This window comes from Mariniluteicoccus flavus (assembly GCF_054776655.1).
Genome location: NZ_BAAHBN010000009.1, coordinates 55,973 through 75,810, shown reverse-complemented (window position 1 = coordinate 75,810; position 19,838 = coordinate 55,973). Strand labels below are relative to the sequence as shown.

19 protein-coding genes and 1 tRNA gene are annotated in these 19,838 nt (G+C 70.9%); 7 read left to right on the top strand and 13 right to left on the bottom strand.

What is annotated here, in order from left to right:
• Window positions 1-47 precede the first annotated feature (47 nt).
• Window positions 48-1,187 (top strand): acyl-CoA dehydrogenase family protein, encoded by a 1,140-nt coding sequence (locus ACYVAG_RS13925; RefSeq protein ID WP_460770600.1) that lies wholly within the window; start codon window positions 48-50, stop codon window positions 1,185-1,187.
• Window positions 1,188-1,232: 45 nt separating this feature from the next.
• Entirely contained in the window at window positions 1,233-1,997 is a 765-nt protein-coding gene (locus ACYVAG_RS13920) for an SDR family NAD(P)-dependent oxidoreductase (protein WP_460770598.1), read from the top strand.
• A 6-nt stretch (window positions 1,998-2,003) separates the two neighbouring features.
• Here the strand turns inward: ACYVAG_RS13920 and ACYVAG_RS13915 are convergent, their stop codons facing one another.
• The 3 genes from ACYVAG_RS13915 to ACYVAG_RS13905 all read right to left on the bottom strand — a co-directional run bounded on the left by ACYVAG_RS13915 (window position 2,004) and on the right by ACYVAG_RS13905 (window position 6,237).
• Window positions 2,004-3,392 (bottom strand): DUF4032 domain-containing protein, encoded by a 1,389-nt coding sequence (locus ACYVAG_RS13915; RefSeq protein ID WP_460770596.1) that lies wholly within the window; start codon window positions 3,390-3,392, stop codon window positions 2,004-2,006.
• A gap of 90 nt (window positions 3,393-3,482) precedes the next feature.
• Complete coding sequence (locus ACYVAG_RS13910) at window positions 3,483-4,577, bottom strand: ABC transporter ATP-binding protein (RefSeq protein WP_460770594.1); 1,095 nt, start codon at window positions 4,575-4,577, stop codon at window positions 3,483-3,485.
• A 277-nt stretch (window positions 4,578-4,854) separates the two neighbouring features.
• Window positions 4,855-6,237 carry an L-serine ammonia-lyase gene (locus ACYVAG_RS13905; protein WP_460770592.1) on the bottom strand — a complete coding sequence of 461 codons (1,383 nt, stop codon included), beginning with the start codon at window positions 6,235-6,237 and terminating at the stop codon, window positions 4,855-4,857.
• 89 nt (window positions 6,238-6,326) lie between these two features.
• Between ACYVAG_RS13905 and tdh the strand changes: the two genes are divergently transcribed.
• The 4 genes from tdh to ACYVAG_RS13885 all read left to right on the top strand — a co-directional run bounded on the left by tdh (window position 6,327) and on the right by ACYVAG_RS13885 (window position 9,896).
• Complete coding sequence (tdh, locus tag ACYVAG_RS13900; protein WP_460770590.1) at window positions 6,327-7,352, top strand: L-threonine 3-dehydrogenase; 1,026 nt, start codon at window positions 6,327-6,329, stop codon at window positions 7,350-7,352.
• 19 nt (window positions 7,353-7,371) lie between these two features.
• Window positions 7,372-8,538 carry a glycine C-acetyltransferase gene (locus ACYVAG_RS13895; protein WP_460770679.1) on the top strand — a complete coding sequence of 389 codons (1,167 nt, stop codon included), beginning with the start codon at window positions 7,372-7,374 and terminating at the stop codon, window positions 8,536-8,538.
• Between the two features lie 93 nt (window positions 8,539-8,631).
• Window positions 8,632-9,357 (top strand): DedA family protein, encoded by a 726-nt coding sequence (locus ACYVAG_RS13890; protein ID WP_460770588.1) that lies wholly within the window; start codon window positions 8,632-8,634, stop codon window positions 9,355-9,357.
• A 191-nt stretch (window positions 9,358-9,548) separates the two neighbouring features.
• Complete coding sequence (locus ACYVAG_RS13885; RefSeq protein ID WP_460770586.1) at window positions 9,549-9,896, top strand: hypothetical protein; 348 nt, start codon at window positions 9,549-9,551, stop codon at window positions 9,894-9,896.
• 191 nt (window positions 9,897-10,087) lie between these two features.
• On the opposite strand, the gene ACYVAG_RS13880 is transcribed toward ACYVAG_RS13885, so the two are convergent.
• The 5 genes from ACYVAG_RS13880 to manA form a co-directional block, all read right to left on the bottom strand.
• Window positions 10,088-10,894 carry a hypothetical protein gene (locus tag ACYVAG_RS13880; RefSeq protein ID WP_460770584.1) on the bottom strand — a complete coding sequence of 269 codons (807 nt, stop codon included), beginning with the start codon at window positions 10,892-10,894 and terminating at the stop codon, window positions 10,088-10,090.
• 85 nt (window positions 10,895-10,979) lie between these two features.
• A complete protein-coding gene (locus ACYVAG_RS13875) occupies window positions 10,980-12,017 on the bottom strand; it encodes a hypothetical protein (RefSeq protein WP_460770582.1) in 1,038 nt (345 codons plus the stop codon).
• Window positions 12,018-12,023: 6 nt separating this feature from the next.
• Complete coding sequence (locus tag ACYVAG_RS13870; protein ID WP_460770580.1) at window positions 12,024-14,021, bottom strand: acyltransferase family protein; 1,998 nt, start codon at window positions 14,019-14,021, stop codon at window positions 12,024-12,026.
• 60 nt (window positions 14,022-14,081) lie between these two features.
• A tRNA-Thr gene (locus tag ACYVAG_RS13865) sits at window positions 14,082-14,155 on the bottom strand.
• A 66-nt stretch (window positions 14,156-14,221) separates the two neighbouring features.
• Entirely contained in the window at window positions 14,222-15,388 is a 1,167-nt protein-coding gene (gene manA / locus ACYVAG_RS13860; protein ID WP_460770578.1) for a mannose-6-phosphate isomerase, class I, read from the bottom strand.
• Between the two features lie 169 nt (window positions 15,389-15,557).
• Here manA and ACYVAG_RS13855 point away from each other — a divergent pair, with 169 nt between their 5' ends.
• Window positions 15,558-15,860 carry a DUF3263 domain-containing protein gene (locus ACYVAG_RS13855; protein WP_460770576.1) on the top strand — a complete coding sequence of 101 codons (303 nt, stop codon included), beginning with the start codon at window positions 15,558-15,560 and terminating at the stop codon, window positions 15,858-15,860.
• A 578-nt stretch (window positions 15,861-16,438) separates the two neighbouring features.
• Here ACYVAG_RS13855 and ACYVAG_RS13850 read toward each other — a convergent pair.
• From ACYVAG_RS13850 to ACYVAG_RS13830, 5 genes are all read right to left on the bottom strand, one after another.
• Entirely contained in the window at window positions 16,439-17,497 is a 1,059-nt protein-coding gene (locus ACYVAG_RS13850; RefSeq protein WP_460770575.1) for a WXG100 family type VII secretion target, read from the bottom strand.
• Entirely contained in the window at window positions 17,494-17,832 is a 339-nt protein-coding gene (locus ACYVAG_RS13845; RefSeq protein ID WP_460770573.1) for a hypothetical protein, read from the bottom strand. The genes ACYVAG_RS13850 and ACYVAG_RS13845 overlap by 4 nt, the downstream gene beginning before the upstream one ends.
• Before the next feature lie 66 nt (window positions 17,833-17,898).
• Window positions 17,899-18,483, bottom strand: coding sequence for a hypothetical protein (locus ACYVAG_RS13840; protein ID WP_460770572.1), 585 nt, complete (start codon window positions 18,481-18,483; stop codon window positions 17,899-17,901).
• Window positions 18,480-19,358 carry a hypothetical protein gene (locus ACYVAG_RS13835; RefSeq protein WP_460770570.1) on the bottom strand — a complete coding sequence of 293 codons (879 nt, stop codon included), beginning with the start codon at window positions 19,356-19,358 and terminating at the stop codon, window positions 18,480-18,482. The genes ACYVAG_RS13840 and ACYVAG_RS13835 overlap by 4 nt, the downstream gene beginning before the upstream one ends.
• Before the next feature lie 15 nt (window positions 19,359-19,373).
• Entirely contained in the window at window positions 19,374-19,811 is a 438-nt protein-coding gene (locus ACYVAG_RS13830; RefSeq protein WP_460770569.1) for a hypothetical protein, read from the bottom strand.
• Between the last annotated feature and the right edge of the window lie 27 nt (window positions 19,812-19,838).

Here is a 19,838-nt window from a genome sequence, read left to right as displayed (position 1 = left end):
AGTACGCCCGCGAGTACCGATATCAATGACGATGAACGAGGTTCGAGATGCCCGTTGACCGCCTGTTGCCCGACGGCGACGCCCGCGAGCTCATAGACCTCGTACGCCGCTTCGCCCAAGCGGAGCTGCTGCCGGCCGCCGCCCAGGCCGAGGCCGACCACACCTTTCCACGCGACGCGTTCCGAAGGCTCGGCGAGCTCGGCCTGCTCGGCATGCCGTACGCCGAGGAGCACGGCGGCATGGACCAGCCCTACGAGGTCTACCTCCAGGCCCTCGAGGAGGTCGGCCAGGCCTGGATGAGCGTCGCCGTCGGCGTCTCGGTCCACATCATGACCTGCTATCCGCTCGTGCAGTTCGGCACACCCGAGCAGAAGGAGCGGTTCGCCGGTGACCTGCTGGGCGGCCAGCTGTTGGGGGCGTACGCCCTGTCCGAGGCCGCCGCCGGCAGCGACGTGGCCTCGATGGCGACCACCGCGCGCCGCGACGGCGACGACTACGTCATCTCCGGGGCCAAGGCCTGGATCTCCCACGCGTCGCACGCCGACTACTACACGACGTTCGCCCGCACCGGCGAGGGCCGCGACGGCATCTCCTGCTTCCTCGTCCCCGCCGACGCGCCCGGGCTGACCTTCGGCGCCCCCGAGCAGAAGATGGGCATGACCGCGTCGACGACCGCCGCGGTCTATTTCGACGACGTCCGCGTCGGCGCCGACCGCCGACTCGGCGCCGAGGGCCAGGGCCTGAAGATCGCGCTGTCGGCCCTGGCGAACGGCCGCCTCGGCATCGCCGCGTGCGCCACGGGCCTCGCCCAGGCGGCGGTCGACCACGCGGTCGCGTACGCGAAGGAGCGCCGCCAGTTCGGCCAGCCCATCGCCGACTTCCAGGGCATGCAGTTCCTGCTCGCCGACATGGAGGCCGCGGTCACCAGTGCCCGCGCCGTCTATCTCGACGCGGCCCGACGACGGGATGCCGGGCGTGACTTCGTCCGCCAGGCGGCGGTCGCCAAGCTCGTCGCGACCGATGCGGCCATGAAGGTCACGACCGACGCGGTGCAGGTGCTCGGCGGCTACGGTTACACGAAGGACTTCCCGGTCGAGCGGTGGATGCGCGAGGCCAAGGTCACCCAGATCTTCGAGGGGACCAACCAGATCCAGCGCGTCGTCATCGCGCGCGAACTGTTGAAGTGAACGCGATCCACTGAATCGAAGCACGAACCGAAAGGGACACAGCTGATGAAGCTCACCGACAACGACGTCGTCCTGGTCACCGGCGGGGCCAGCGGCCTCGGCGCCGCGACCGTGCGGGCGTTGACCGCCGACGGTGCGAAGGCCGTCATCGTCGATCTCCCGTCCAGCAAGGGAATCACCGAGTACGCCGACCTCGGCGACCGCGTCGCCTTCGCCCCGGCGGACGTGCGCGACGGCGACCAGGTGCAGGCCGCCATCGATGCCGCCGCCGGCCTCGGCACGCTGCGTGCCGTCGTGTGCTGCGCCGGCATCGGCACGCCCGGCCGCATCATCTCCCGCAAGGGGGTGATGGACCTGGAGGTCTATCGCACCGTCATCGAGGTCAACCTCATCGGCACCTTCAACGTGCTCCGCCTCGCCGCGAACGCCATGCTGGCCAACGATCCCGTCGACGGCGACCGCGGCGTCGTCATCATGACCGCATCCGTCGCGGCCTATGACGGCCAGATCGGGCAGGCGGCGTACGCGTCCTCCAAGGGCGGCATCGTCGGCCTGACCCTCACCGCCGCGCGCGACCTGGCGGACAAGAACATCCGCGTCATGACCATCGCCCCGGGCGTCATGGAGACCCCGATGATGGCCGGCATGCCGGAGGAGACCCGCCAGTCGCTCGAGGCGCTCGTCCCCCACCCGGCGCGGCTGGGCTTCCCGTCGGAGTACGCGGCGCTGGCCGCCCACATCGTCGCGAACCCCTTGCTGAACGGGGAAGTGATCCGACTGGACGGCGCGCTGCGCATGCCCCCGCGCTGAACAGGGCTAGCCCCCCGCGGCCTTCCTTCGCAGCGCGTCGATGTCGAGGAACCCGCTCGGCATCGGCGCCTCCGCCGCACCGTCCTCCCACGGGTCCACCGGCGGCGCCCCCTCGTCGGCCTCGTCCGCGTACCCCTTGCTGGGGTCATAGGGATTCTCCAGCCGCCGTCCGCCTTCGTCGAGGGGGCGCATGGCGTCGCCCGACAGCGCCTCGTCGGGCAGGTTCGAGAGCACGTCGCGCACATAGCCGTGGGCCGCGTCGAGGAGCGGCACCTCGTGGTGGGCCTCCTCGGAGCGATACCAGCGATATTCGAGGACCTCGTGGTAGAGCTGCGCCGATTCACGCTTGCCGCGCAGGTCCTCGGGCACGAGCGCCACGACGGGTTCGAAGCACGTCGTCAGCCACTTGTGCGCCACCACGGCCTCGTCGCCGTTCTGCTGGCCCGTGCGCGCCCGGAAGGTGTCCAGGTCGTTGAGGAGCCGGCGGGCCTGGTTCTCCTCGGTGTCAAGACCCGTCAGGCGCAGCAGGCGTCGCGAATGGTGTCCCGCGTCGACGACCTTCGGCTGGATGCGGATCGTCGCGCCGTCGACGTCGGTGATGATGTCCAGTTCGGCCACGTCGAAGCCGAGGGCGTTGAGCCGGCGTACGCGTCGTTCGATGCGATGCATCTCCGACTCCTGGAACTCCTCGGCGCCCGTGAGTTCCTTCCACAGCTCGCGATAGCGGCTCTCGATCATGTCGACGAGGGCCTGCGGGTCGAGGGCCTCGTCGAGCAGCCCGCCGGCCTCGAGGTCGCAGAACTCGCCGAACAGGTTGGTGCGCGCGATGGTGAGGTCGTGTTCGCGCTGGCCGCGCGTCAGGGTCTCGTGGAGCTCACCGGTCTCGGCGTCCACCAGATAGGCCGCGAACTCGCCGGCATCCCTGCGGAACAAGGTGTTCGAGAGCGACACGTCGCCCCAGAGGAAGCCGATGAGGTGGAGCCGGGCGAGCAGCACGACCATGGCGTCGATCAGCCGGTTGACCGTCTCCTGGCGGACGCCGCGGTTGAACAGCGAGCGATAAGGCAGGGAGAACCGGAGGTGGCGGGTGATCAGCACCGGGTCGAGCGGGAGGCCGTCGCGGCCGACGCGTCCGGTCACCACCCCGATGGGTTCGACGCCGGGCGTGTCCATCCGCATCAGGTCGTGGAGCAGGCGATATTCGTGGATCGCCAGGTGCTCGACGACCTCCTTGGCCGCATAGACCTCGTGACCCACGGTGATGAAGCGGACGACGTGGCGCGAGATGCCGCGGGGGAGCGCCACGAGGTTGTCGAGGGGCCAGTGCTCCAGCGGCACGTCCCACGGCAGGGGGATCAGTCGCGCGTCGGGCTTGGCGGACAGGAATCGTGGCACGGGGTCATCCTCTCACTCGGGTCATCCGGAAAGGCCGCAAGGGCTCCCCGGAGAACCGGGAAGCCCTTGCAGGGAAAGCTTTCGAAGCGATCAGCTGATGCGCTCGCCCGACTTGTTGTCGAACACGTGCACGTGGGCCGGGTCGATGGCCAGGCGCACCTGCGTGCCGCGCTGCGGAGGACGCCGCGACGAGATGCGGGCGACGACCTGCGTGGCGTTGAGCTGCTCGTCGGGGGACAGGCCGACCGGCGTGCCATAGAGGTATGCGTCCGCGCCCAGCTCCTCGACGACGGCGACGTCGATGCCGATGCCCTCGTTGGTCTCCGACAGCGAGAAGTTCTCGGGGCGGATGCCGACCGTGAGGTCGTCGCTCGTGGCGCGCGAGAGCACCTCGCGCGAGACGGGGACGATCGAGTCGCCGACCTTGACGCCACCCTCGGCGACGGTGCCCTCCATCAGGTTCATGGCGGGCGAGCCGATGAAGCCGGCGACGAAGAGGTTCTTCGGCGTGTCATAGAGCGCCAGCGGCGAGTCGACCTGCTGCAGGATGCCGTCCTTCATGACCGCGACGCGGTCGCCCATCGTCATGGCCTCGACCTGGTCGTGGGTCACGTAGACGGTGGTGACGCCGAGACGCGTCTGGAGGGCGGCGATCTGCGTACGCGTGGACACGCGCAGCTTGGCGTCGAGGTTCGACAGCGGCTCGTCCATGAGGAAGACCTGCGGCTGGCGGACGATGGCGCGGCCCATGGCGACGCGCTGGCGCTGGCCGCCCGAGAGGGCCTTCGGCTTGCGCTCGAGGTATTCCTCGAGGCCCAGCAGCTTGGCGGCCTCCTGGACGCGCTGGTCGCGCTCCGACTTCGAGACGCCCTGCATCTTGAGCGCGAAGCCCATGTTGTCGCCCACGGTCATGTGGGGATAGAGCGCGTAGTTCTGGAACACCATCGCGATGTCGCGGTCCTTGGGCGGCAGGTCGGTGACGTTGCGGTCGCCGATGTAGATGTCGCCGGAGTTGACCTCCTCCAGGCCCGCGAGCATGCGGAGCGAGGTCGACTTGCCGCAGCCCGAGGGGCCGACGAGGACCATGAACTCGCCGTCGCCGATCTCGAGGTTGAGTGCCTTCACGGCCGGGTGGTCGGCACCCGGATAGACGCGCGTCGCGTCCTTGAAGCTGACAGTGGCCATCGTTGGCCCATCCTTTCCACGGGCAGGTACGTGCCCGACGATCCGTTGTGGAATGCTCCCGGCCCTGACGGCCCGGTGCGGACATTCTTGCATCGACCCGGGGCTTCGTCACCAACCGGTCCCACGATGGAAACCGACTCGTAACCGTTGACCGGGGGTCAGTGGCGGCTGGCGCTCGCTCAGCCAACGTTGGCTGAGCGAGGCCGCCTGCGGCCGAGTCGAAGCCTCAGCACTCCACGATGTTGACCGCCAGCCCGCCTGCGGCCGAGTCGAAGCCTCAGCACTCCACGATGTTGACCGCCAGCCCGCCGCGCGCCGTCTCCTTGTATTTGATCTTCATGTCAGCGCCCGTTTCCATCATCGTCTTGATGACCTGGTCGAGCCTGACCTTCTGGGTGCCGTCGCCGTAGAGCGCCAGCCGCGCTGCGTTGATCGCCTTCACCGACGCCACCGCGTTGCGCTCGATGCACGGGATCTGCACCAGCCCGCCGACCGGGTCACACGTCAGCCCCAGGTGGTGTTCCATGCCGATCTCGGCGGCGCACTCGACCTGGGCCGGTGTGGCGCCCAGCGTCTCCGCCATCGCCGCCGCGGCCATCGAGCACGCCGTGCCGACCTCGCCCTGGCAGCCGACCTCGGCGCCCGAGATGGACGCGGTCTGCTGGTAGATCGAGCCGATCGCGCCGGCCACGAGCAGGAAGCGGTGGACCGCCTCGGTGTCGGTGTCGGGGACGTAGGTCACCGCGAAGTGCAGCACCGCCGGGATCACGCCCGCCGCGCCGTTCGTCGGCGCGGTCACCACGCGCCCGCCGGCCGCGTTCTCCTCGTTCACCGCCAGCGCCCACAGGTTCACCCAGTCCACGGCGGCCAGCGGGTCGGCCTGGTCGCGGAAGCGCCCGTCGTCCTTGACCAGCCTTTCGTGCAGCTCGTACGCCCGGCGCCGGACCTTCAGCCCGCCCGGCAGCGTGCCGGTGGTCGCCACGCCCTTGCGTACGCAGGCCTGCATGGTCTCCCACAGGCGGTCGAGGCCCGCCCGGACCTCGTCCGGCGTACGCCTGGCGCACTCGTTGGCGTACGCGACGTCGCTGATCGACTTGCCGGTCGCGCGGCAGATCTCCAGGAGTTCCGCGCCGGTGCGGTAGGGGTGGGGCATGGGCGTGGGGTCGGTGGCGATCACCGGGCTGCCCGACCCGTCGTCGTCCAGCACGAAGCCGCCGCCGATCGAGTAGTAGGTGCGGGACGCCAGCACCTCCTTGCCGGACCACGCGGTGAAGGTCATGCCGTTGGGGTGGAACGGCAGCCGCTTGGTGCGGTGCAGCACCAGGTCGGTGTCGGAGTCGAACGCGATCCGGCGTACGCCCCCCAGCCTGATCAGTCCCGAGCGCTCGATCTCCTGGCTGCGCAGGGGCGCGGTCTCGGTGTCGACGGTCACGGGGTCCTCGCCCTCGAGGCCCCACATCACCGCCGGCCGCGAGCCGTGGCCGTGGCCCGTCGCGCCCAGCGACCCGAACAGCTCGGCCTTCACCCGGGTCACGTCGTCGAGCACGCCCTCCTCGGTGAGGGCGGTGACGAACCGCTGCGCGGCCCGCATGGGGCCGACGGTGTGGGAACTGGACGGCCCGATGCCGATCTTGAAGAGCTCGAAGACGCTGATGGTCACGGGGTGAAGTCTGCCCAATATTTGAGACGCGTCAAGAGCGGCTAGAGTCGCCGGAGGCGGCGATCCCGCCGAGACGAAGGAGTCTGTGAGTGAAAGCGCTCGTGAAAACCGGCCCCCACCCCGGGCTGGAGCTGGCCGAGGTCCCCCTGCCGACCGTCGGTCCCGCCGACGTCCTGGTCCGCGTGCGCCGCACCGGCATCTGCGGCACCGACCTCCACATCGAGGCCTGGGACGCCTGGGCCCAGGGCGCGGTGAACGCCCCGCTCGTCGTTGGCCACGAGTTCTCCGGCGACGTCGTCGAGGTCGGCGCGGCCGTCACCGATGTCGCGGTGGGCGACTTCGTGTCGGGGGAGGGCCACATCGTCTGCGGCCGCTGCCGCGCCTGCCTGGCCGGCCGCCGCCACCTCTGCATCCACACCCGCGGCATCGGCGTGCACCGCGACGGCTGCTTCGCCGAATACATCGCGATGCCGGCCGCGAACATGTGGGTCCACCGCCAGGACGTTCCCGTCGACGTCGCCGCGATCTTCGACCCGTTCGGCAACGCGGTCCACACGGCGCTGGCCTTCCCCTGCCTGGGGGAGGACGTGCTGGTCACCGGCGCCGGACCCATCGGCATCATGGCCGCGATGGTCGCCCGCCACGCCGGCGCCCGCCACGTCGTCGTCACCGACCTGTCCGACGAGCGCCTCGAGCTGGCCTCGGCGCTCGGCGCGACGCGGGCGGTCAACGTCGGGCGCGAGTCGATCGCCCAGGCCGCGACCGCGCTCGGCATGAGGGAGGGCTTCGACGTCGGCCTCGAGATGTCGGGAGCCCCGGTCGCGCTCCGCGACATGGTCGCGGCGATGACCCACGGCGGCCGCATCGCGATGCTGGGCCTGCCGAGCTCCGAGATCACGCTCGACTTCTCCGAGGTCGTGCTGAAGATGCTGACGCTCAAGGGCATCTATGGCCGCGAGATGTTCGAGACCTGGTATGCGATGTCGGTCCTCGTCCAGTCGGGCCTCGACATCTCCGGCGTCATCACCCACCGCTTCGACCACACCGAGTACGCCGAGGCCTTCGCCACGGCGCGCGGCGGCCACTGCGGCAAGATCGTCCTGGACTGGGAGTGAGGAAACCATGTACGCAGCCCTGAAGGACCACCTGATCGGCGAGCTCGAGGGCCTGCGGGCCGACGGGCTCTACAAGGAGGAGGTGCCGCTGGTCACCCCCCAGGCCGCGGCCATCGCCACCCCCGACGCCGAGGTGATCAACCTCTGCGCGAACAACTACCTGGGGCTGGCCGACCACCCGGTGCTGATCGAGGCGGCCGAGAAGGCCCTGCGCCGCTGGGGCTTCGGCATGGCGTCCGTGCGCTTCATCTGCGGCACGACCACGCTCCACACCGAGCTCGAGCGGCGCCTGTCGGAGTTCCTCGGCACCGAGGCGACCATCCTCTATTCGTCGTGCTTCGACGCCAACGGGGGTCTGTTCGAGGTCATCCTCGGCGAGCAGGACGCGATCATCTCCGACGAGCTGAACCACGCCTCGATCATCGACGGCGTACGCCTGTCCAAGGCCGCCCGCCATCGCTATCGCAACCGCGACATGGCCGACCTCGAGGCCCAGCTCGTCGCGGCGAAGGACGCCCGGTTCCGCATGATCGCGACCGACGGCGTGTTCTCGATGGACGGCTATCTGGCGCCGCTCGACGAGATCTGCGACTTGGCGGAGGCCCACGACGCGTTGGTCATGGTCGACGACTCCCACGCCGTCGGGTTCACCGGGCCGACCGGGGCCGGCACGCCGGAGCTGTTCGGCGTCCGCGACCGCGTCGACGTCGTGACGGGCACGCTCGGCAAGGCGCTGGGCGGGGCGTCGGGCGGCTACACGTCGGGGCGGGCCGAGATCGTCGAGCTGCTGCGCCAGCGCTCGCGGCCCTACCTGTTCTCCAACTCGCTGGCGCCGGCGATCGCCGCCGCGGCCGTCGCGACGCTGGACCTGCTGGCCGACAGCCACGACCTGCTCGAGCAGCTGCGGGACAACACCGCGTACTTCCGTGCGGCGATGACCGACCGCGGCTTCGAGATCCCGGAGTCGGAGCACGCGATCGTGCCGGTGATGGTCGGCGACGCGGCGAAGGCCGCGCGCATGGCCGACCACGTGCTCGCCGCGGGTGTCTATGTGCGCGCGTTCTCGTTCCCGGTGGTCCCGCGCGGGAAGGCGCGGATCCGTACGCAGATGTCCGCGGCCCACACGCGGGCGCAGCTGAACAAGGCGATCGAGGCGTTCACGAGCGCACGGGAGGCGGTGGGCTGACCGCCTTCGGCCCGCTCGGTCAACGTGGGTTCCACGTTCTCTGAGCGAGGCCGCTTGCGGCCGAGTCGAAGAGCCCGCGCGTACACTCGCCGCGTGACCGAGCCCACCCCGCGCCCCGCCGAGCCCGACGAGGAGCCCGAGAAGGAATGGTGGGACGACCCCCGGCTGCCGTGGGGGCACAGGCCGACCCGCGCCGACATGGCGTGCTTCTGGCTGATGGGCGCGCTCGGCATCTATGGGTTGGCCCTGATGCCGTTCCGCGCGGTGCTGATCACGCGGCCCTACCTGGCGGCGGCGCTCACGGGGTCGCGTACGGGTGTGGTCATGATCGGGGCGTACGCGGCCGCGAACCACGACACCCGCATGGTGCCGCTCTGGTGGGCGATCGCGACGCTCAGCGTGATGAAGTTCGACCCGATCTATTTCTGGGCCGGCAAGCTGTGGGGCCGCGGCGTCTTCGAGATGGTCGCGGGCCGCTCACCGCGGGCGCGGCGCAACGCCGAGCGGGCGGAGAAGTTCGCCCAGCGGTTCGAGATCCCGGCCATCTTCCTGACCTACCTGCCGATCCCGCTGCCGGCGTCGGTGATCTATGCGACCCTCGGCGCGGCCGGCATGACCTGGCGGAAGTTCCTCGTGACCAACGTCGTGTTCGCCGGGCTGATGCAGGCGCTCTATCTGTACCTCGGCTACCGCATCGGCGAGCCCGCGGTGGTGGTGGTCAAGGAGTACGCGAAATGGGCCTGGTATGTCACCCTCGGCATCATCGCGGCCATGATCATCTCGTGGTGGGTGAACGAGCGGCGCAAGAAGGCGGCGTGACCGGGCGTACGACTGACTCGGCGTACGCGGGCTCTGGACGATCTGCAGAGATCGGGCCGTTGGGCCGGGAAAATCGGCTCGAGGCCCCCGATCTCTGCACGTTGTCCACAACCCGGCCTCGATCGGGAGCGTCATCCACAGGCGACCGCCGGATGTGAACCGAGATCGCCGTTCACCGCCAAGGTGCGGACATGGACCTCGACGATCTGATCCGGCCCGGCCTTGCCCTCCGGGTACCGCGTTCCTCGCCGCACCGCGCGCTGGTCGCGAAGCTGGTGGGCGAGAAGAAGCTGACTCGCGTACTGCCCGGCACCTATCTGCGCACCTCCGACGTGTCGCGTCCCCGCGCGCTGGCACACGCGGTGTGCGCGTATGACGTGCAGGCCGTGCTGACCGGCGCGAGCGCGGCCGCCCTGCACCTGAGGCGGGGCTGCTGGAGGTCGACGACTGGAAGACCCACGGGGACCCATGGTCGTTCGAGGACGACCGATCCCGCCACAACGACCTCACGGCCGCGGGGTGGACGATCCTGCACGTGACCGAGGACATGGTGCTGCGTCACCCGGAACTGGTGGTGAGGTGGGTGCGCCGCACGCTGGCAGCGGCGCGAGCCGGCCGCGGGCTCTGAGCGCTGGACGATGTGCAGAGATTGGAACGTTGGGGGCCTTTTCGGGGTCGAGTGGACCGATCTCTGCAGATCGTCCATGAAGACCCCTGCTCATTCGCCTCGTCAGCGGTGAGGCGGCGGCGCGGCCGGTGGCCGGCCGAACTGTTGGGGCTGGCCGGACTGTTGGGGCTGGCCGGACTGTTGGGGCTGGCCGGACTGTTGGGGCTGGCCGGACTGTTGGGGCTGGCCGGACTGTTGGGGCTGGCCGGACTGTTGGGGCTGGCCGGACTGTTGGGGCTGGCCGAACTGTTGGGGTTGACCGAACTGTTGGGGCTGGCCGAACTGCGGGGGCGGTACGCCCGGGCCCGGCCCCTGCGGCGTCCAGCGGCGAGGCTCGGCCGGCTGGCGGGGTGGCGTGTCCTGGCTCGACGGGGCCGTGCCCGCGTGGGTGGGCGCCGGCGCGCTGGCAGAGCGCCGCGAGACGGTCGAGGCCCCGTGGGCGTGTTGCCAGCCCTGCGGCTGGCGGGGCTGCGGGGGAACCTGGGGATGCGGTGAAGGAGCGCCGGGCTGCGCCTGCGGTCCCGCGTGCGCCTGGGGTCCCCGGCCCTCCACCGACGGCGGAGTCGCCGCGGACGTCGGCGCCGCGTTCTTCTTCGGCCGCCTCAGCGCCAGCGCCATCCACACGCCCGCCCCGACCAGCACGACCGCGCCCGCGGCGGGGAACATCAGCCGCTGGGTCTGCTTCTCGGCCATGAGGTCCTCATAGGTCTTGCGCACCGATCCGCTCTTGCCGACGATGTCGCACACCTGGCCGGGTGCGATCGGCCGGGATCCGCACTCGACCTGGGCCGGATCCATCGACACGCCCCACAGGATGAGCCCGACACCGACCAGGGCGAACACGATGGGCTGCCAGAGGCGTTCGATCACCGGCCCTGCTCCTTTCCCCGTGGGTGGCGTGGCGTCACCCTCGCGCGTGCGCTCGTCCAGGGATGACTGTCTCATCCGCACCGGCTCATCCGAACAGGGCCTTCCGCGCGGCCGCGTCGCCCATCATGCCGCCTCCGTCGTGGCCGACCCCGCGTACCACCGACATCGACTGCCGGTCGGTGATGCGGGCCCCGAAGACCGACGGGAGGTACGTCCAATAGCGCCGTCCCCGCTCGAAGCGGTTCGGCCCCTGGGCCATCGCGCCGCACTCCTTGTCCATCGACGCGGACCGCGGGTCGCTGTCGGCGTCGCCGAGCAGATAGACGAGCTCGCGGCGGGCATACCGTCGCCGCAGTTCGTCCGCCCCCGACTGCGCCATGTAGGGGTTCAGGCCGTTCAGGCCATAGCGATAGCTGTCGTACGCGGGGCAGCCCGAAATCACCCGCGGGTCGCCGCCTGGCCGCACCGGGCTGAAATACAGGTACGACGACGGATTCGCGACCACATAGCGGGTCGCCTCGATCGGCGATCCCGCCGCATAGCGGTTCACGTACTGCCCGCCGCCGGAGAACCCGGCCACGACCTCCACCGGCGCGTCGACGCGTTGGCGCAACTCGTCGAGGACCGCGTACGAGCTCTGGGGTGCGTCGTCATTGAGCGACGCGTCGCCCTGGGACCACCCGTAGAACGACCAGTGGAGGTCGCTGCGGGCGTCGACGCGGTCCTCGAGGGTGGGGAAGCGGGGTGCGACGACGAGGGTGCGCCGCACCTGGTCGCGCGAGCCGGCCGCGAGGACCGTGCGGGCGGCGGCGCACGCCTGGCGGTCGTTGCCGTGGATCATGAACACCACGCGCTCCACGTTGGCCAACGGCGTGTCGATCGATCCGTTCGCGCAGTAGTGCATCACCTTCCCGCCGACCGTGGTGCGCCGCAGCGTCGCGGTCTCGGCGAGGCGGTCGCCCTCGGTGGCAGGCGCCGACCCCGGCGTACGCGGGGGGCTGGTGGGCGCGGTGCGCAGGGGCGCCATGACCAACGGGGCGTCGGCGCGCCCGCCCAGCAGCAGGGCGAGGGCGGCAACGACCAGAGCGGTCACGGCGCCGGGGCGGAGGTGGTGTTTCGCCATGGCGACCTATCGCCCGAGGGCCCAGAACAGCTGCTCCTCGAGTGCTGGGCGCAGCGTCTGGACGTAGGTGCGGCTGAGGTGGTTGTCGTCCATGTAGACGTAGGTGTCGCCGATCACCGCGTTGCAGACGCCGCCGGGGCAGATCTGCTCGGTGAGGTCGATCTGGCCCATGCGCGGGTCGAGCGCCATCAGCGGGGAGACCGGGGCGAGTTTCTCCGACACGGGGCGGGTGCAGCGGCCGAGGTCGGACCCGAACTGCTGGACGCACTCGGGGACCTTGAACGACCACCGCGGGTTGTCGCGGATGTTGACGACCCTGATGTTGGCGTCGAGCACCGGGCGCATCACCTCGGAATAGGTCTCGACGGCCTCCTCGCCGGACTGGTCGGCATGGGAGCGGGTGCCGACGCTCAGGACGAGGTCGGGCCGGGCTCGGGTGATGTAGTCGACGGACGCGCGTCCGTAGTCGACGCAGCCCTGGTCGGCGTACTTGTTGGGCAGCGCCACCCGGCACCGGGGCCGGATGAACGAGAGCACGCGCCAGTTGTGTTGTTTGGCGATCGGCAGCAGGGCTGAGACCCACTGCTTGGAGTGGGAGTCGCCGACGAGCACCACGGTCCTGGCCGGGGCGCCGTTCGCCGGGATCTCGCTGCACTCGATCCCGCCGGGCGGCGCCGGGTCGAGGTTCGGCGGGCAGGCGGGGAAGTCGGGCCAGTCGTCGGCCACCTTGGCGTCGCCGGGGGCGATGTCGCGTCGCGGCTGACCCGTCGGGAGGCGTACGCCCGGCGTCGCCGCCGCCGCGCCGCCGCCCGCCGGGGCGACGGGGGGACGGTCCACGGCCCGCTCGACCGGGCGGCGGGCGAGTTGGACGCCGCCGAAGACCACCGCCACGATCGTCGCGATCGTCACCAGCCCCGCCGGCCAGGTCTGCAACACGCCCCACTGGTTGAAGCGCCGTTCGATCACGCGCGTCGACAGGTCGGCCAGGGCGACGGCCAGCACGATCACCACGAGGCTGCCGAGGGCACCGATCGAGGTCTCGCCCGTGGCTCCGAGCCAGATCATGTAGATGGGCCAGTGCCACAGATAGAGCCCGTACGCGCGGTCGCCCAGGAACTTGAACGGACGCGTGGACAGCCACCACGCCGCGGTGGACCGGTCACCTCGACCGGAGCCGGCCAGCACGACGGCCGCCGCGGCCAGCGACGGCAGCAGCGCGGCCGGTCCCGGGAACGGCATCCGGCCGACGGTCATGCCGCAGGTGACGATCGCCGCCAGCCCGGCCCAGCCGAGGACGCGGGCGAGCGGCGGAGCCAGGCGTACGCCGGGGGCCAGGGCCAACAGCGAGGCGAGCGCGAACTCCCAGATCCGGGCGAAGGTGTTGAAATAGGCGCCGACCGGGTTGGTCGCGACGAGGCGGAACGCGTAGGTCATCGACGCGAGCGCGAGCAACCCGAACACGGCTGTCAGGGTCGCCCGGACGGGGATCTTCAGCGCCTTCGCCAGACCGGCCGCCAGCGCCATCACGAGCGCCCAGGCGACGAACACCTGGCCCTGCATCGACAGCGACCAGAAGTGTTGCAGCGGGCTGGTGCCGGAGCGGTCGGGCGAGTTGTAGTCGGTCGCCAGGTCGATCAGGACCCAGTTCTGGTAGTAGAGCAGCGAGGCCCGGGACTGGTCGATGACGACCGGCATGCGGGTCGGGGCGAGGAGGACGAACGAGGCGATCACGGTCGCCACGATGACCACGGCCGCCTGGGGGAGGAGTTGGCGGAAGCGGCGCACGAGGAAGCTGCCGGCGTCGAACCGCTCACCCTGGCGCACGAAGCTCAACGTCATCAGGTAGGCCGAGATCATCAGGAAGATGTCGACGCCTCCCGACACCCGGCCCACGCCCCACAGGTGGTAGGCGATGACCAGCGCGATCGCCAACCCGCGGAGCCCGTGGATCTCCTGGCGGCGCTGACCCCGGCCGGAGGCGGGGCTGGCGTCAGGTCGGCTCACGGGTGACCTTTCACGGGTGACCTTTCAGGGGGGACGCGGGGCACGCACGACCATACCCAGAGCCCCCGACAGGATTCGAACCCGCGACCCTCGCTTTACAAGAGCGACGCTCTACCAGACTGAGCTACAGGGGCAGCGCGAACCATTGTGCCCGGTCGGCGGGGCACAGCGGAAATGCCGGGCGCGGGAGGGTCGGGAGGTCAGGCGCCGGGGGCGGCGACGAACGTGCGCGCGGACCCGCGTACGCCGACGTCCTCGCCGGCCGGCACGAACGCGGCGGCGCCGCGGGGCAGGGTGAGCTCGCCGCTCGGGCCGGTCAGCGTGGCCTCGCCCTCGACGACGAGGACGATCCGGGCACCGTCGGGCGCGGGGAGGTCGGCCTCGCCGGTGACCTCGAAGAGGGCGAACTCCGGTGCGGGGGTGGTGAAGCGGCGTACGCCCGGGGCGACGGGCTCGGCGACGACCGGGGCGGGGAGTCCGGGGCGGAAGTCGACCACGCGGGCCAACTCGTCGATGTCGACGTGCTTGGAGGTCAGGCCGCCGCGCAGGACGTTGTCGGACGCCGCCATGATCTCGATGCCGGTGCCGTGGAGGTAGGCGTGGAGGTTCCCGGCCGGCATGAAGAAGGCCTCGCCCGGGGCCAGGTGGATGCGGTTGAGGAGGAGAGCGGCGAGGATGCCGGGGTCGCCGGGGTAGTGCTCGTCGAGCTCGACGGCCGTCCGGCAGAGCAGGCCGAGTTCGGAGTCGTCGCCGGCGTGGGCGCGGGCGGCCTCGACCACGGCGGCGACCACGTCGCCCTCCTGGTCGGCCAGCGCGAGGATCTCGAGGAACACGCGGGCGAGGCCGTCGTTGTCGGTGAGCGGCTCCACGAGCTCGCTGGCGGCGGGGACGCCGAGCGCGTCGACCAGCGCCCGCGTACGCGCGGGGTCGCGGAACCCGCACAGGCCGTGGAACTCGGTCAGCGCGACCATCGCTTCGGGTTTGGGCCAGGTGTCGCGGTAGTTGCGGTCGGGCGCGTCCGGGCGTACGCCGGCCTCGTCCTCGCGGGCGTGGCCATCCTCGGCCTGCTCGCGCGAGGGATGGGCCTGCAGCGACAGGGCCCGGTCGGCGGAGAGGATCTTGAGGAGATAGGGAAGGCGATCGCCGAAGCGTTCGCGGGTGGCGGCGCCGAGCTGGTCGGGGTGGGCGTCGAGGTGGGCGTCGAGCGGGGTGTGGTCGTTGTCTGGGTCGGTGGAGGGTGCCTTGGGGTGGGCGCCGAGCCAGAGTTCGGCCTGGGGCTCGCCGGTCGGTTCGGTGCCGAGCACGCCCGGGATCCCGTCGGTCGAACCCCAGTCGTAGGCCTGGACGACCCCGTCGATCCGGAACATGCGTCACTCCTGTCTCGCGCTTCGTGTGATCGTAACGCGGGGGTCCTGGGTGGGGTCCGGCGGCGTCCAGGGGCGACGCGTCGAGGTGTCCAGAGGCGACGCGCCGAGGTGTCCCGAGGCGACGCGCCGAGGTAATGACAGCAGTGTGATTAGACCGTAGGATGGAGCCATGTCTGAAGCCGTGAACGCCCATCCCGCGTCCTCGGGCCGCCCGTCCGACCTGAGCGCCCGCGACGCCGAGATCCTCGACTTCGAGCGCCAGTGGTGGAAGTACGCGGGAGCCAAGGAACAGGGCATTCGCGAGCGCTTCCAGATGTCGGCGACACGTTATTACCAGGTGCTGAACGCGCTGATCGACAAGCCCGAGGCGCTGGCCCACGACCCGTTGCTGGTGAAGCGTCTGCGGCGGCTGCGGTCGACGCGCCAGCGGGCGAGGTCGGCGCGACGGCTCGGGTTCGAACTGGACAAGTAGTCGGGCGGGACGCTCTCCGAGCGAGGGCAGCCAGGAGCGGCAGGGCTCCGCGCCAGCTCGTGAAAAGTGCACACTTGTGCAGTTTGCGTTGGGCGAGCGCGTGGTGGTTCGAGGAACCTCTCGTGCGGTGAGGAAACCCCGTTGGTTGAGCAAACCCCCGCACCTGTGAGGGTTTGGTTCACCGAGTCGGGGTTTGGTCGACCACGGAGGGGTTTGGTCGACCGAGTCGGCGAGTCTCCGAGGGCCGGCGTACCGATGTTCAGATCTCTCACGCTGACCGGTCGGGTGGGCGCCTGGTGCCGCGTACTCCCGGCATCTGTTCCCCACCCATCCGGTCAGGAGCGCGCAGGTCAGCGGAACGTGCACACCTGTGCTCTCTTCGCGCGGTCAGCGCCCGATCCTCCCGCGTGTTGCGCACACCTGCGCGCTTTCCACGGCCAGGCCGACCCGGCCAGGTCCAAGGCCCGTTCGTTCCGTGTGCACGTATTGCGTGATGGCCCCGGCGTGTCGGCACAACTCGTGCAGCGGTGTGCACAAGTTGGGTCACCGTCAGGCCGGAGCGGGTCACCACCCGCCCCTCACCGCTCGATCCCTCGGATCGGGTCCTTTCCGTCGAACTCGTCGTCGAACTCGTTCGTGCCCTTCGTCTGGCCCTTGTCGATCGGCTTCACGACGTTCTTGTTGGTGTCCTTGATCTGGTCATAGATGTCGGCCCCGCGCTCACCGAACAGGTCCTTGGCCGACGTCTTGCCGGGCATCTCCGGACTGAGCCCGATCGTGTCGTTCGGCCTCGCGTGCCGCCCGGAGGTCGCCGGCCGCGTACGCCCCGCCGCGATGTTCTGCCGCGCCGTGCGCAGCAGGTTCTGCGATACCTTCGACAGGGCCCGCGCCGCGTCGTCGAACAGCTTGCTGCTCATGCCCATCTTCTTCGCGAGCTTTGACAGGATCCGCATCAGCTTCGCCATCTTCGACGCCACCTTCGCCCCGATGACCGCCATCTTCGTCGCGAACCAGCCCGTGAACGCCGCGATCGACGCGCCGACCGACGGCACCGCGGCCGCCGCCGCCAGGATGGCCGCCGTCACGACCTCCGTGACGAACTGCTTGCAGAGGTTCCAGATGGTGTCGCGGAAGATCGCCACGACCGTGCCCGCGGTCGACACCCAGTCGGCCATCTTCTTCGCCGCCCCGTGGGCCGCGCGGAAGTTCTGGTTCACGTTCTCCAGCACCTGCGTGTAGCCGTCGGACGCCGGGCCCTTCCACGTCGGCAGCTGACCCGCCGTGCCCGCGTGGGTGTTGGCGACGCCCGCGAACTCGCCCGACAGGCTCTCCCACTTCTGCGCGTGGGCCCAGATGGCGTCCGGGTTGCCGAGGAGGAAGTCCATGCTCTCCTTCAGCCACGAGATGTTGTTCACGAGGATGTCCATCAACGACCCCACGGCCGCCCCGACCAGCGCGCCGAGCGGGTCGAGCGCCACCCCCAACACCCCAAGGGCGATGTCGCCCACGGCCGTGACGTCGCCGATGCTGGCCTCGCCGTCGGTCCAGTGCTTGCAGGCGTTCGACAGGTCGTTGTAGATCGGGATGGTGACGGTCGCCGCGCCGACCTTCACCTCGGGGATCGGGTTCGCGGTCATCGGGAGCGCCTCTCCATGGTCGAGATCTCGTTGCCGATCGCCCTGCCGAGGTCGACGTTGCTCTTCTCGGTCGCCTCGTAGAGGTCGGCGGTGGTCTTGAACCCCTCCGCGACGGCCTGGGTCACCTTGCCGAGCTCGGAGATGGTGTGCCCATGGGCGAGGTCGCCGATCGACAGGATGGGGCAGACGATCGGGCTGGCGAACAGCCCATACATCTGCCAGTCGCCGATGCCGGTGTCGGACGCCTTGCCGACCAGGCCCTGCGTCGAGCTGTCGACCTGTTCCAGCGCGGCCTGGTGGGTGCGCATCTCGGCGACGGAGAACGACTCGGTCATGAGCTCATCCCTTCACGGTGGAGGAGTGCTTCGGAGCTCCGAGCCTAGGGCGGGCCAAGTCCGATCTCAGGCGATCCGGCGGCCCCGCGGCTCGGAACCTTCCCCTTCCACGGCCCGTGCGGCGTCGCGTCGCGCCGCCGCCCCCAACGCCCGCGACGCCACCCCCGTCACCACGACCGGCACCGCCAGCGCCCCGAGTACGCAGAGCGCCGCCACGCCCTCGCCCGCGCGCCGGTGGTCGCCGGCAACCATCACGACCTCGGTGTCCGGCATGTTCGAGGTCCCGATCGACCACGTGTCCTCATAGGACTCGACGGCCACCCGCCCCGACACCGCCCGCCGCGCCTCCACCACGACCTCGGCCTTGTCACGCATCCCCTTCCGGGCCCGCTTTGACTCCGGCTCCCACGTGACGGTCGCCGGGCACCGCTGCATCAGCCCGAACTGGCTCGCGTCCGCCTGGCACTCGCGCACCACCGCCTCACCGCGGCGCAGCAACGGCGACGACGGCTGCAACCCCAGGAAGTGCCCCGCCGCCACCGCCGCGTACGCCGCGGCCGACAGCGACACCACGCCCAGCACGATCGCCACGATCCGTGCCGTACGCAGCCGCGCGTCCAACCGCGCGTACGCCGCCCCGGGCGAGCTCACAGGCCGAGGCCCCGGCGTACGTCGTCGGGCACGTCGAGCCCGCTGTCACCCAGTTCCTCGGTGAGTCGCCGGCCCGCCTCGGTGCGCGCGGCCGCGTACGTCTCGAGGAAGTCGGCGGCCAGCGCCTCGGCTTCGAGGCGGGTGAAGGCGGCGCGGAAGCGCGTCGACAGCAGCGCGCCGGCCGCGTTCACCGTGATCTCGACGGCCTCGGACCCGGCGGTGCCCTCGACCGACTGCACGAGCCGGGGGAGCGCGGCCGCGTTGGCCTTGAGCCGGTCCATCTCGGCCAGGAACAGCGCCTGCTGGTCTTCGGGTGCACCCACCGACCGATTCCGCGCATAGTCCAGCTCGCGCGCGATGTCGCGGATGTCGACGGACTCGTCGTCGGCGTCCATGCGGTTCAGCAGGTCGTCGAGCAGGTCCTCCTGCTCCTCGAGGGTCATGGGTCGCAGCGGCGACGGGTCGCCGTCGGTCGCGTCGGTCGTGTCCCGCGCGAGCCGGTCGCGCTCCTCGGCGAGGTCGTCCGGCAGGGCGGCCTCGACCCCGGCGGCCGCCGCCTCGTCGCCGAACGCGTGGCGCACGACGTCGGCCGACGACCGGTTGGCCCGCACGGTCGCCTCGGCGACGGTGCGGCGCACCTCCTCGGCGAGCTGGGCCGGGCTGAGCGCGAGGGCCTGGTCGTGGAAGGCGATGCCGACGAGGTGGGCGCCGAGCATGCGTACGGTGCACGCGTCGCCCACGGCCTCGACCGCGGAGGCGGCGAGCGCGTCGTTGGTGCGCCGGGCCCGGGCCTCGAACGCGCGGACGTCGGCGTTCATCTTCGCGAGGATGCGGCGCGGGTCGGGCAGGGGCGGCGGGTTCGGCGGTGTCGTCACGCCCGGCAGCCTAGGTCAGCGGGGGCGCAGCCAGCGGGGCGGACGCGACGCATATCCGCCGCGGGCCAGGTCGGCCGCGCGCTCGAACGGGTTGTGGGCGGCGCGGTCGCCGCCGACGGCGACCGAGGCGATGACCGCGAGTCCATAGAGGGGGAGGAACGGCAGCCCGAGGCAGGCCATCCACTGCCACGCGTGCTCGTCCTCGTGGCGCAGCGCGTCGGGGTGCCAGCGGGCCAGCGCCGCCAGGTCGCCGCGCACCACGACGACGTTGCCGACCGTGAAGGCCCCGGCGTACGGGAAGGGGAGCCGATAGCCCTCGGCGATCAGGAGGCCGCGCGGACCCGGGCGTACGCGGGCCCCGCCCGCTCGCGCCACCAGCAGCCCGAACGGGGTGGCGAGGTTGAGCAGGTTCGCGGCGCGACGCGCGCGGAGCGGGAGGGACAGGTGGGTCACGGGGCCATTCTGGTCGCCCCCAACTGT